Annotated in this window: 13 protein-coding genes; 4 read left to right on the top strand and 9 right to left on the bottom strand. The window is 65.8% G+C overall.

All coding sequences use genetic code 11. The annotated features are described in order from the left end of the window. The first annotated feature begins 58 nt into the window (after positions 1-58). Genes KR767_RS08235 through KR767_RS08225 form a run of 3 tightly spaced genes read left to right on the top strand, consistent with a single transcriptional unit; the run spans position 59 to position 2,804 of the window. The gene (locus tag KR767_RS08235) at positions 59-1,249 is read left to right on the top strand and encodes a beta-ketoacyl-[acyl-carrier-protein] synthase family protein (protein WP_166946441.1); all 1,191 of its coding nucleotides are present in this window, start codon (positions 59-61) and stop codon (positions 1,247-1,249) included. Then, positions 1,246-2,046: a beta-ketoacyl synthase chain length factor gene (locus KR767_RS08230; RefSeq protein WP_250878775.1), complete on the top strand. Its 801-nt coding sequence runs from the start codon at positions 1,246-1,248 to the stop codon at positions 2,044-2,046. Before KR767_RS08235 ends, KR767_RS08230 begins: the two co-directional genes overlap by 4 nt. Then, the gene (locus KR767_RS08225) at positions 2,043-2,804 is read left to right on the top strand and encodes a glycosyltransferase family 2 protein (RefSeq protein ID WP_166946167.1); all 762 of its coding nucleotides are present in this window, start codon (positions 2,043-2,045) and stop codon (positions 2,802-2,804) included. Before KR767_RS08230 ends, KR767_RS08225 begins: the two co-directional genes overlap by 4 nt. Positions 2,805-3,004: 200 nt before the next feature. On the opposite strand, the gene KR767_RS08220 is transcribed toward KR767_RS08225, so the two are convergent. The 6 genes from KR767_RS08220 to KR767_RS08195 all read right to left on the bottom strand — a co-directional run bounded on the left by KR767_RS08220 (position 3,005) and on the right by KR767_RS08195 (position 7,917). Continuing rightward, positions 3,005-3,439 carry a hotdog family protein gene (locus tag KR767_RS08220; protein WP_166946165.1) on the bottom strand — a complete coding sequence of 145 codons (435 nt, stop codon included), beginning with the start codon at positions 3,437-3,439 and terminating at the stop codon, positions 3,005-3,007. Next, complete coding sequence (locus KR767_RS08215; protein WP_250878774.1) at positions 3,423-5,738, bottom strand: MMPL family transporter; 2,316 nt, start codon at positions 5,736-5,738, stop codon at positions 3,423-3,425. The genes KR767_RS08220 and KR767_RS08215 overlap by 17 nt, the downstream gene beginning before the upstream one ends. Next, positions 5,735-6,379 (bottom strand): outer membrane lipoprotein carrier protein LolA, encoded by a 645-nt coding sequence (locus tag KR767_RS08210; protein ID WP_250878773.1) that lies wholly within the window; start codon positions 6,377-6,379, stop codon positions 5,735-5,737. Before KR767_RS08210 ends, KR767_RS08215 begins: the two co-directional genes overlap by 4 nt. After that, positions 6,303-7,250 carry a lysophospholipid acyltransferase family protein gene (locus KR767_RS08205; RefSeq protein ID WP_250878772.1) on the bottom strand — a complete coding sequence of 316 codons (948 nt, stop codon included), beginning with the start codon at positions 7,248-7,250 and terminating at the stop codon, positions 6,303-6,305. Before KR767_RS08205 ends, KR767_RS08210 begins: the two co-directional genes overlap by 77 nt. After that, on the bottom strand, positions 7,247-7,561 hold the full coding sequence (locus tag KR767_RS08200; RefSeq protein ID WP_250878771.1) for an ApeI family dehydratase: 315 nt from the start codon (positions 7,559-7,561) through the stop codon (positions 7,247-7,249). The genes KR767_RS08205 and KR767_RS08200 overlap by 4 nt, the downstream gene beginning before the upstream one ends. A gap of 83 nt (positions 7,562-7,644) precedes the next feature. Beyond that, complete coding sequence (locus KR767_RS08195; RefSeq protein WP_250878770.1) at positions 7,645-7,917, bottom strand: phosphopantetheine-binding protein; 273 nt, start codon at positions 7,915-7,917, stop codon at positions 7,645-7,647. Positions 7,918-8,101: 184 nt separating this feature from the next. Between KR767_RS08195 and KR767_RS08190 the strand changes: the two genes are divergently transcribed. Further along, complete coding sequence (locus KR767_RS08190) at positions 8,102-9,079, top strand: chorismate transformation FkbO/Hyg5 family protein (RefSeq protein ID WP_166946156.1); 978 nt, start codon at positions 8,102-8,104, stop codon at positions 9,077-9,079. A 161-nt stretch (positions 9,080-9,240) separates the two neighbouring features. On the opposite strand, the gene glmU is transcribed toward KR767_RS08190, so the two are convergent. The 3 genes from glmU to KR767_RS08175 all read right to left on the bottom strand — a co-directional run bounded on the left by glmU (position 9,241) and on the right by KR767_RS08175 (position 12,375). Continuing rightward, on the bottom strand, positions 9,241-10,620 hold the full coding sequence (gene glmU / locus KR767_RS08185; protein ID WP_250878769.1) for a bifunctional UDP-N-acetylglucosamine diphosphorylase/glucosamine-1-phosphate N-acetyltransferase GlmU: 1,380 nt from the start codon (positions 10,618-10,620) through the stop codon (positions 9,241-9,243). Between the two features lie 78 nt (positions 10,621-10,698). Further along, positions 10,699-11,775: an AsmA family protein gene (locus tag KR767_RS08180; RefSeq protein WP_250878768.1), complete on the bottom strand. Its 1,077-nt coding sequence runs from the start codon at positions 11,773-11,775 to the stop codon at positions 10,699-10,701. A gap of 174 nt (positions 11,776-11,949) precedes the next feature. Then, positions 11,950-12,375: a F0F1 ATP synthase subunit epsilon gene (locus KR767_RS08175; protein ID WP_166946150.1), complete on the bottom strand. Its 426-nt coding sequence runs from the start codon at positions 12,373-12,375 to the stop codon at positions 11,950-11,952. Positions 12,376-12,416: the final 41 nt, after the last annotated feature.

Raw genomic sequence — 12,416 nt, 5'->3', positions numbered from 1 at the left:
GCGGCGTTCACGCGACGCTAGGGATCAAAAACGCTAGGCTCCCGCCATGCCTCATCCCATGTCACCCCTGGCCATTCGCGCCTATACCGCCACCTCCGCGCTCGGACGCGGCCTCGATGCCCACGCGCAAGCCCTGGCCACCTCGCGCGGTGGCCTGCGTCCCAACGACATCAGCTCGGCACCGCTGGACTGCTGGATCGGACGCGTCGACGGTATCGAAGACGAAGCCCTGCCCCGCCCGTTCGCCGAATGGGATTGCCGCAACAATCGTCTTGCCTGGATCGCGCTGCAGCAGGACGGCTTCGCCGATGCCGTACGCGATGCGCGCCACCGCTACGGTGCATCGCGTGTAGCCGTGTTGCTGGGCACGTCCACGGCCAGCATCGGCGCCACCGAAGAAGGGTACCGGCGCCTCGATCACGGCCACATGCCTGCCGACCTGCACCGCCCTGCCTTGCACACGCCGCACTCGCTTGCCGGTTTCGTCGCCGCGGTGTTCGACCTGGAAGGCCCCTGCCTCACCGTCGCCACGGCATGTTCGTCGAGCGCGAAAGTGTTCGCCAACGCCGAGCGCATGATCCGCCTGGGCCTGATCGATGCCGCCGTCGTCGGTGGCACGGATACGCTCTGCGACAGCGTGCTGTTCGGTTTCAATTCGCTGGAGCTGGTGTCGCCGACGCCATGCCGCCCCTTCGATGCGGCGCGCGACGGCATCTCCATCGGCGAGGCCGCCGGCTTCGCACTGATCGAGCGTCCACGCGAGAACGAAGACGCGCCCCTGCTCATCGGCTATGGCGAAGCCAGCGATGCGCACCACATGTCCACGCCGCATCCGGAAGGGCTCGGCGCCGAACTCGCCCTGCGCGACACGCTTGAACGCGCAGGCATCACCCCTGCCGATGTCGACTATCTCAACCTTCACGGCACGGCGAGCCAGAAGAACGACGAGGTGGAAGCCGCCCTGCTGACCCGGTTCTTCCCGGCCACCACACGCGCCAGCTCCACGAAGGGTTTTACTGGCCACACGCTGGGCGCCGCCGGCATCCTCGAAGCGGCCATCACCCTGCTCGCCATGCGCGATGGCGTGGTTCCCGCCAATCTGGGTGCCGACTCGCCTGATCCGCTGTGTGGCCCGCAGATGGCGTGGCAGGCCGAGCAGGCCGAACTGCGCATCGCACTCAGCAACTCCTTCGGTTTCGGCGGCAACAATGCCTGCCTTGCCTTCGCCCGGCAGGGAGTACCGGCATGAGCGCAGCCCTTACCGTGTGGATTCATGGCATCGGCCTGTGGGCGCCGGGAGCGTCGGACTGGCATGGCTTCAGCGACATCGTGGCCGGAAAGGCAGAACCTTCCGCCAGCACACGCCCGAACGCCGACATCCTGCCGCCGAACGAGCGCCGCCGCGCACCGGAAAGCGTGCTGCTTGCCGCCGCCGTAGCCGGACAGGCCGTACACATGAGCGGCCTCGATGTGGCGACACTTCCCTGCGTCTTCGCCTCGGCGCACGGCGACCAGGCCATCACCGACTACATGTGCGAGACGCTGGCGCATGCGCCGCGCGAGCTGTCGCCGACGAAGTTCCATAACTCCGTGCACAACGCACCCGCGGGCTACTGGACCATCGCCACGCACTGCCATGCGGCCTCCAGCGCGGTATCGGGTGGACATCACGCCTTCGGTGCCTGCCTGCTGGAAAGCGCCGCGCAGGCCGTGGCCGATGATCGCCCCGTGCTCATGGCCTGCTACGACATCGCCGGCAGCGGCCCGCTGGGCGAGATGACCGACAGCACCGGCGCCTTCGCCGTGGCCCTGGTGCTGTCGCCGCATGCGCAAGGCGCGGCCGCACGCATGGATCTCACGCCCGAGCCGGGCAATATCGGCACGCAGGCCAGCGGCGATGCCTGGCTGGACACGCTTGCCGCAAGCAACCCCAGCGCCCTGTCTGTGCCATTGATGGCGGCGCTTGCGCGAACACATGCCACCGCCCTGCGCCTTCCCGCAGCGCAGGGACTCGATCTGCACATCGACCTGGGTTACCCCGCATGAACGCATACGTCGACCGCAACTGTGTACTGATTCCCTGCCTCAACGAGGAAAAGGCAATCGGCCGCGTGGTGGCCGACGCACTCTTGCTGGGCCTGCCGGTGATCGTGGTCGATGACGGCTCCACCGATCGCACGCCGGATATCGTAGCTGCGCTACCGGTAACCCTGATCCGCCATCCGCAGCGCCGGGGCAAAGGCGAAGCGCTGCGTTCGGGCTTTCGCGAAGCACTGCGCATGGACTGCGACGGCGTGGTAACGATGGACGGCGACGGCCAGCACCTGGCATCGGATATTCCCGCCATTCTCGACGCCGCTCGCAGCTATCCGGACAGCATCGTGATCGGCGCGCGCCTGCTCGATCGCCAGCAGCAGCCGAACGGCCGCCGCCGTGCAAACGCCGTGGCTGACTGGGGGATTTCCTGGGCATGCGGAAGGCCGATCGTGGATACACAGAGCGGCCAGCGTTTCTATCCGCGCGCAGCGCTCGATCTGGTCGACCTGCATGCGGAGAATTTCGTCTTCGAGGCCGCCCTGCTCATCACGGCCTGCCGGGAGCGCGGCATCGGCGTCGTCTCGGTACCTATCGCTTCGCGCTACCAGGGCGAATTCCGGCTCAGTCACTTCCAGCCGGTGCGCGACGTGACCCGCATCACCACCTACACCATCGGTCGCGTCTTCCACTACGGCGACATCCTGGCCAGCTACCGCCGCTCGCGCAGCCTGCCCACCATCATCGACGACCACCCCATCACCATGTAGGAGCGCGCCTTGCGCGCGACCGGTTGTCGCGAAATCGTCAACGTTCGGACCATTCCGGTCGCGCGCAAGGCGCGCTCCTACAAGGGCGGAGTGGTCTCAGGGTTTGAGATGTCGCTCGCGCACACTACGTCGGTCGGCCCGGAGGGGCCGGTCAGGCTCCTCATCAGTCACCCTTTTCCGCAGCCCCTCCGGGCCGCCGGTCATGCCGGCGGATGAATCACCGCCACCCTGCCCGAGGCGATCTCGCGGCCATCGTGTTCGATGCGGAAGGTGTACTGCGCTCCGTTGTCGTCCGCCATCAGGCACTGTGCGTAGACATCGAGACGCCCCGGCAGGTCGTCGACGCGCTGCACCGCCAGAACGACTCCCCGCAGGCTCACGAGCATGCCGGGGCGCGGCGGCCTGCCACCCTCGCGTGCTGCTTTCAATGCACCGTGCACCGCCGTCGCCTGCGCACCATATTCCGCCAGATGCACCGCATGCATGCCGTCCGGTCCGCGCAATGGGTGCGTCGGTGAGACATGGGTGCTGCTCCACGCATGAATGGTGTCGTCATCGAAGCGATCCACCCCGTCGAGCAGGCACATATCGCCCGCATGCGGGATGAGGTCGATGAAATCAGTCTTCGCGTACATGCGGGGCCATCAGGATGGACAGGCAGAAATGGAAGGCAACGCCGAGTGCCACGGTGAGACCGATGGCGCGCAGCACGGGAATGCTGGACCACGCGAGCATGCCGAACACCAGCAGGGCGGATATCACGCAGACGATGGTGGCGTGCAGCGTACGACGCTGCTCTGCCGCGTCACCGGTATCCCGCTCGAAGAACAGCGCGTAATGCAACCCGAGACCCGCGGCGAGAATCAGCGCAACGAGATGGAACAGCGAGATAGGAATGCCCGCCATGCGCTCGACACCCAGTACAAGAAAGGTGGCGAGGGTCATCGGCGCCAGTACGTGCCATGCCCGTCGCACGCTGCGCAGGGCGACGGTGATGGTGACGAAGAGGAGTGCCCCCGCCGCGAGCACGGCATACAGGATGCGCGTGCGATAGGCGGCGACCAGTGATTCCGATGCGTCCTTCAGGTCGAGCAGCCGCACGTCGACGCCCGTGGCATGCAACGCGTGCCCGATGGCCTGCGGGTCACGCACCCCGCTGAGGGTGGATAGCCCCACCCAGTGATCGTCGCGGTGCACCAGCATGGCTGCAAGGCGCTGGCCCAATGCCGAACGGGCGAACGCTTCCGGCGTCAGCGGCGGCAGGCTGCGCGCCGCTTCGACGTCGCTGACGAAGGGAGCGAATAGATCCTTGCGAAATGGCATGCCGGACAAGGCCGCATCGAGATCGTGATCGAGGGTGGCCTTGTCGGGCAGTTTCGCCTGCCGCGCACGCTGGGTCGCCCTATCCGGCAGGTACACCGATGCCAGTTCGTACCCATCGAGTGCCTTCGTCTTCACCAGCGAGTCCATGACCGGTTCCAGCCTCCTTGACGCCACCAGCACGCCGTCGGCATCGGCAGCCTGTACCACGAGCAGATAGCGCACGTCGGGTGCACCCAGCTCGCCGCGCAGGCGGGCGTCGGTCATGAGCAGGTCGCGCGGCACGGGCGTAAGCGCCGAAAGATCGTTCTGCCAGAACGGACCGGGCGCAAGGAAAAGCATCGCCAGCACGGCAAGCGTGACCGGCACCGGCAACCAGCGCGGACGCGGCAACGCATCCAGCCATACGCGCAAACGCGCCAGACCGGGCGTATCCGCCACGTCACGCACCTGCACGGGCAGCAGATGCGGCAGGAGGTAGCGCGTGGACAATCCGGCGGCGAGCAGGCCGCTGATGGTGAAGACGGCCAGCTGCCGCAAGCCACCTACGCCCGACGCATAAAACGCCAGGTAGGCGATGCACGCGGATGCGATGGCGGTCAGCAGCAGTGGCCACAGGCCGCGCACGCTGGCTACCGCCGATTCGCCGGCACGGCGATGACTGAGCAAGCGGATCGGGTATTCCTGCGCCACGCCCAGCAGGGTGAAACCGAAGGCCAGGGTGATGCCGTGCACTTCGGGGAACATGGCCAGCAACGCGGCAATACCCGCCAGCGCACCGGTAGCCACCGGCAAGGCACCGAGCAGCAGGCTGCGTACGCTGCGATAGGCCAGCAACATCAGCACGATGAAACCCACGGTGGAGATGCGGCCGATCCAGTCGGCCTGCTCGCGTGTCTGCGCGTTCACCAGCACGGTGAAATAACCCGGGCCGCTGATCGTGAGACGGGCATCCTTGCCACCGGGCAGCGCGGCGAGCACCGTGCGGATGTGCTCCACGGCCTCGCCCTGCGTTGCAGGATCAAAACCCGCGCCACGCGTCTGCGCCAGCAACAGTGCCTCGCCCTTCGATGAAAACCAGACGCCTTCGCGCACGTCAGGCGAGTGGGGCGGCGTCCAGCGCTCCGCGATCTTCAGCACTTCAAGCGTGGGATCGCGGGGCAGTAATCCCTTCAGAAGGCTTGCGGCCGGTGAGCTGAGGTCATCAAGGCGCTGCTGCAACTGATCGGCGAGGTAATCTTCATCGAAGGCCTGCGTGTCCAGCGTCGGTGACAGCAGATAACGATAGGGAAGCAGATTCTCGTCCAGCGCACCCATGTCGAAATCGCCATTCACCACCTGGGTGAAATCGGGATCCTTGCGCAACGCAATCGCAAGGCCGCGGCTCCATGTCGCTTTCTGCACATCATTGCCGCCGTCGATGGCGAGCAGCAGCAGTCGCGAGCCCGGGCCTTCGCCCACCTGCTCCATCAGCAGCTTCTGGTCCGGCGTATCGGGCGCCGGCATGAAACTGCGCAGATCGGTACCGATCTTCAGGTGCTGCGATGCGAACCAGCCCAGCAGGGCCAGCAGCAGCAACCACAGGATGAGCAGACCGAGGCGAGCCTGCTTCACATCGCGCCGCCACACTGGGCAATGACATCGGCAAGCTCCGGCTCCGCGACCATGTGACTGGCCAGATCGCCAAGCATGTCGATGGTGGTATCGCCATCCTTCTCGTTCATGCGCATGCAGCGCGGCTGGTTGCCGCTGCCGTAAACCTGGATGGAAACGATCTGCTTCGCGAGGCTGGGGTCGCGCGGTGCGAGGGTCAGTGCCCAGCGATCGGCATCACGTCCCAGCTGCACGTCGAAGGCGTCGTCCAGGCGCGACGCATCGCCGCCAAGCAGTGCGACGAAGCTGTCGAGCAGGATCCGCAGCTGCGGCGCACGCTTCAGTGAAAACGTGCGCGGCTTGCGGCCTTCGCGCTCCTGGGTTACCTCGCCATCGGCAATGGTGGAGACTTCTTTCGCCGGCTTGTCGACGCGGCGTTCGAGCTTGTCGCCACCCAGCCAGGCAAGCTCACCCGACACCACCAGCGGCTTGTCGAGCACTTTCATGAAGCGGGCTTCGGCAAATGGCGTACGCGCCGGCGCGGAGCGTTTCAGCGACGCGACCAGCGCCTTGGCATCCGCCGGTTCAGGCGTCGGAGCGGCGAGGCATGCCAGCGGCAACAGCAGGCTCGTCAGCAGGACCCATTTCTTGCCAGAAGTCATAGAAGTTGAACCAGTTGTAGGGATAGGCACGGCAATAATGCTCGATGCGCGCGGCATAGCGCCCGACGATATCGTCCAGGGCTGCCGCGCGACCGGCACGCGGGATGTCGATGGCAGCCGCGAAGGGCTCGAAGATCAGTCGGTAGCGGTCGCCGCCCAGGTAAAGGCCCATGCACAGCATGACCGGCACTTTCAGGGCGGACGCCAGCAGCCACGGGCCCACGGGAAAGTCGGCCGGCGTGCCCAGAAACGACACCGTGCGCGAAGCTTCGCCCCGATGTCCCCGGTCGGCCAGCAGGGCCACCATATGTCCCTGCGCCACGCCCTCGGCCATCGCCAGGGCCACGGAGGCACCTCCCAGCGAGGCGTCGATCACGGCGGCGCCCACTTCCGGCGCCAGCGCTTCCAGCATGGCGGTCATGGCAGGGGTCTTCTGCTTGTCGAGTACCACCCGCAACGGCGCGTCGGGGCTGTGGGCGCCCAGTGCGCGCAGGGCTTCGAAGCTGCCCTGGTGCGAGCCGATCAGCAGCACGCCGCTGCCGCTACGGATGCGTTCGTTGAGTTCGGCCAGTCCCTCCACTTCCACGCGGAAATCGCGATCTCCGCGTGCGAGGAAGAACAGGCGGTCAAGCAACGTGGCCGCGAAAAAATGGACGTGATGAAAGACATCACGCGTCGTGACCGGGCGCCCCAGCGCACGCTCCAGGTACAGACGCGAAGCCTGCCGTTCGTCGGCGCGACGCACGAAGAAATACAGGGTGATCGGATAGAGCAGGACACGCGTGACCCGGCGCCCCAGGTGCAAGGCGATGGTGCGGATCAGCCAGAACGCAAAGCGACCACCGCCTTCCCGCTGCTGCCAGTGGCTCATACGACGCCCTCCAGCGTGCCGCGCACCAATACGTCGCCGTCGCGGAGGATGGTGAAGCGGAAGCGATTTGCTTCGAGCGCCACCAGCTCAAGCAAGGCGCGCTGCGCCGGCAGGAGCGGCGCGAGGAATTTCGCGTCGATTACCTGGCGCGTTGCCATGCCACGCCATTCGCGCAGCGCATCGGCCGCCTGCTCCAGCATCAATACCCCGGCCACGATCGGTCTGCCCGGGAAATGCCCGGCAAAGCTCGGGTGGTCGGCGTCGAAGCACAGCGGGCGGACGAAGGACGCGATGTCGGCGGTGTCAGTCATCGGCGAGGCTTCCGGCAGGGGCGTTCTGGGCGATGTCGCCTCCCAGCGAAACATGCCCGGACGAACTACAGCGTGAACGGCACTCAGGCCGCAGCGCGGTGCTGCTCGATGTGATCGGACAGCGAGCGCAAGCTCGTGAAGATGGTGCGATTCTCGGGGTTGTCTGACTTCAGCTGGAAGCCATAGCGCTTGGAGACGGCCAGGGCGATTTCCAGCGCGTCGATCGAATCCAGGCCTAACTCCCCCCCGAACAGCGGCGCATCGGGATCGATGTCGGCCGGCTTTACCGAGTCGAGATTCAGGCTGGAGACGATCAGTTCTGCGAGTTCTTGCTGTGCTGCGTTTTGCGTTGCCATCTGTAGTTCCAGGCTCCCGGATGTCCTGCCTCCCCCCGGATGGCAGCGGCCGCGGAGTGTAACATACGGCCTCGCAACGCCTGATCGGCAGGGTTCAGGCACATGAAAGCCACCCGAACGTCTTCACGACGTGAGCCCACGGGCGGACGCTATGATGCCGTCACGTTCCGCCATGGATCCCGTGATGCCCCAAGGCCGCGAAATGCGCGATCACGCGCCGTCCACCCGCCCCGCGCCCCGGGTGGGCTACCTAACCGGCACGGCCGGGCCCTCGTCGCGGACCCTGGTCCGGCTCCGCTTCGATACGACGCCCTCCCCGGGGGATGCGCGGATACTTCACGTTCCGCTGCCGCCCCTGGGCGACGCTCCCGCTGAGGTATGGGAGGTCGAAGGAGAGGTCAGCCACGGCATCCAGGACGACGTGCGCTGGTCATGCGGCGGCGGATGGCTCTTTGCGGCCATCGAGGTCCACGAGGCTGATCACGGCGGCCCTGAAGAAACCGCTGCCCATGCTTACGGGCAACTTTCCCGCTTCGTGGAAAACAGTGATACCGGACATGTGCAGCGTATCTGGAATTACCTCGGCGACATCAACCAGGGCACGTCCGATGAAGAGCGCTACAAGCGCTTCTGCACCGGGCGCATCCGTGGCATGGGAACTGTGTTCTCGCAGGGTTTTCCCGCGGCGACCGCCATCGGCCATCACGGCGACCCGGGCCTGCTCCAGGTCTACCTGCTTGCCACCGATGCAGCCGGTACGCGTGTCGAGAATCCCCGCCAGGTGAGTGCGTGGCGCTACCCCAGGCAGTACGGCGTTACGCCGCCGAGTTTTGCGCGCGCCACCCTGCTGCCCGATGACGATGTGCTGGCGATTTCAGGAACGGCCGCAGTCGTAGGCCATGCCTCTGCGCATGCGGGCGATATCGGTGCACAGCTGGAAGAGACGGCACGCAACCTGGATGCGTTGCTGGCCGCAGCAAACCTGCCTGCCGGTTTTGATGGGAATGCTCCATTGAAGGCCTATGTGCGCCATCCCGGGCATGCGGACATCGTGCGGGCCTTCGCCGCACAGCGCTGGCCCGACGCGCCGATGCTGGTATTGCATGGCGATATCTGCCGCGAGGAGCTGCTGGTGGAAATCGACGGCTGGCGCTATCGCTGATCCGGGCGCTACCGTTCACCTGCGCGCTGCCATTCACCTGTGCGCTACCGCTGGTCTGCGCGCTGCCGTTCACCTGTAGGAGCGCGCCTTGCGCGCGACCGGTACGGAGCTTTGGGTGGATCGCCCTGAACTGGTCGCGCGCAAGGCGCGCTCCTACAAGGTCACTGTTTTTTTGTGGGGCGCTTCCAGCTTTCGATGCTGGTCTGCTGCGCGCGGGTCAGGGTCAGCGTGTCTTTCGGCGCATCCCGGGTAATCACCGAACCCGCACCGATGGTGGCGCCATCGTGCAACGTGACGGGCGCCACGAGCGAACTGTTGGAACCCACGAACACGTTGTCGCCGATCGTGGTGCGGCTCTTGTTCACGCCATCGTAGTTGCAGGTGATCGTACCCGCACCGATGTTTGTTCTGCTGCCGATCACCGTGTCGCCCAGGTAGGAAAGGTGATTGGCCTTGGAGCCTTCGGCGATCCGTGCGTTCTTCGTCTCGACGAAGTTACCGATGTGCACGCCGGTCGCAAGGTCGGTGCCGGGACGCAGGCGCGCAAAGGGGCCGATCGTGCAGGGACCATGCGTGACCACGCCATCGATGTCGCAATGGGACAGCACCACGGTGCCCGCAGCCAGCGATGCATTGCGCACCCGGGTGAAGGCACCGATGCGCACGTTGTCGCCCAGGGTGACCTCGCCCTCGAGGATCACGTCGATATCCACCTCCACGTCGCGTCCCGCCGACACCTTGCCGCGCACATCGAGGCGCAAAGGGTCTGCCATGCGTACGCCGGCAAGCGCCAGTTCTCTGGCCATGCGACGACGATACAGGGCTTCCAGCTCGGCCAGCTGCCAGGGATCGTTGGCGCCGGTAGCCTCCGTGGCATCGCAATCGATGCAGGCGGCCGGGGTAGCTTCCGCAGCCGCCATGGCGAAGACATCCGTCAGGTAATACTCGCGCTGCGCATTGGTATTGGTAAGACGCTGCGTCCATGCCAGCAGTGCCGCGGCGTCACCGGCAATGATGCCCGTGTTGATGAGGTCGATCGCCCGCTCGGTGGCACTGGCGTCCTTTTCCTCCACGATATGGCGGATCTTGCCGGCGGCATCGAGAACGACACGGCCATAACCTCGCGGATCGTCCACGCGGGTGGCGAGCATTGCCAGCGAATCGTCGGCTGTCGCCATCTGCGACAGTGTTTCCGGGCGGATCAGCGGCACGTCGCCATAGAGCACCAGCACCCTGCCCTGGAGCAGGCCCTGCGCCTGGAGGTTTTCGAGCGCAACGCGTACGGCATGGCCCGTGCCCAGCCGCTCGGCCTGTTCGATCCAGCCCAGCGAACCATCGGCGGCAAAGGCATCGCGTACCTGCGGGCCGTTGTGGCCATAGACCACGTGGATGCCGGCGGGCTCGAGGCTACGGGCCGCGTCGATGACGTGGGCCAGCAAGGGGCGACCCGCCAGGGGCATCAGCACCTTGGCGAAGGCGGACTTCATGCGCTTGCCCTCGCCGGCGGCGAGGATGAGAACGTGCAGCGGTTGTGCGGTCATGGATGATGCATGCCATGGAAAACGTGACGCGAACTGTCGCGCTTTTGCCGCCCCGTGCCAAGTCGGCCGGGTGGCCTGTCATTTATCCCTGGGCCGTTCCGTCAGATGCTCAAGGTTGGGCTTATAGGCCTGGACGAAGGCATTGCGCAGGATGCCGAGGATCGCCTGCACCGTGGAGACGCTGCGATCGTCGATGGTGCCGGAAATGGGAACCCGGGTGGCGAACTGATCGTTCTCGTGGTTCTTGAAGACCTTGGTCACGCCTTCGGCCACGGCCTCGTAGGCAAGCTTCAAGGGGTTCTTCTTTTCCTGCTCCACGTCTTGTTTCCAGCTGAAGATCTTCAGCCCGCGAAACAGCGGCTTCGCATAACCTTCGATATGACGATCCCTGGCCTGCAGCTCCATCACGAAGTCGCCTTCGCCACCTGCGAAATCCAGGCCGGTATAGGCGCGCGCCAGTTCGTTCGCCTTCACCAGTTTGATGTTCTTCACCGTGAGCTGGTAGTGGAAGTCGCCCGACTTCTCCAGCGGATCAAACTCTGCCGAGGCCTCCAGCGGTGCATCGCCCAGGACTTTGGCCGTCGCATGCAGGTGGGCCACGCGTGAGCCGCCCTCGCGCTGCACATTGGTCAGGTTGCTGACCTGTGCCTCCACCGAGGTCATCTTCAGGTCCACCTTGGGGCTGGAGACGAAGTTATTGAAGGTGACCGTGCCGTTGTAGACATTAAGCTCATCGATGCGCGTGGGCACGATGGCACGCAACTGCTCGCGCCAGTCCACGCCCTTGCCGGTCTGGGTATCGCCCTCGCCACGTCCGTCGACGAAGTTCACCACCGGATCGAAGAACTCGACCTTGCCGCGCAGGTGTCCTTTGACCAGCGCCCGCCAGCTGAGGGCGATTTCGGTACGCGGTCCCTCGAACAGGGGCACCGGCACCTTGCCATCCACCTTGACGATCTTCATGGTGTTGATCGTGTACGCGCCGCGCCAGAGGTGGATATCGATATCGTCGATATGGCCGGAGTACGAGCCCATGTGCGCGAGCCGGCCGTTGAGCTGCTGGAGCACGACGTAAGGCAACGCAATCCGTGCCGCCAGCAGGATGAGGGCAACGGCGACGAGGGTCCAGAGACTGCGGCGGTAGCGGACGTGCATGGCGGGCAGTGTGGAAGGCCCGGGGTCATCGGAAGATGAAGAGCCGTCAGTCTGCTCCTGTAGGAGCGCGCCTTGCGCGCGACCGGGGTGCCGCGAAGACCGGTCGCGCGCGAGGCGCGCTCCTACAATGGGCCCCCAAAAAAACCCCCGCCGGGGCGGGGTTTTTTCGAAGCGTCAGTGCTTGAGCGTCTTTCGCATGCGCTCCAGGGCCTGGAGCTGCGCGAGGGCTTCGGCCAGCTTGGCCTGGGCCTCGGCGACGTCGAGCTGCTCGCCGCGGTTGGCCAGGGCGGCCTCGGCTTCTTCCTTCGCCTTCAGGGCGGCCGCCTCGTCGAGGTCGGCCGCGCGGGCGGCCGTGTCGGCGAGGATCGTGACAACCTGCGGCTGCACCTCGAGGATGCCGCCGGAGACGTAGAACTGCTGGCGCTCGCCGTTGCTGCCGACCACGTCCACGTGGCCCGGCTTCAGGCGGGTGATCAGCGGCGCGTGACGCGGCGCGATACCCAGCTCGCCAAGCTCACCGGTGGCGACCACGAGCGTGGCTTCGCCGGAGAAGATCTCGGCTTCGGCGCTGACGATGTCGACGCGGATGGTATGGGTCATGGGCTGGATTCCGTCAGTGGAGGATAGGAGGGAAGAAGGCG

It is taken from the genome of Luteibacter anthropi, assembly GCF_023699965.1.
Classification (GTDB): Bacteria; Pseudomonadota; Gammaproteobacteria; order Xanthomonadales; family Rhodanobacteraceae; genus Luteibacter; species Luteibacter anthropi.
The sequence above is the reverse complement of the archived record's forward strand: the minus strand, read 5'-3'. Positions and strand labels throughout refer to the sequence as shown.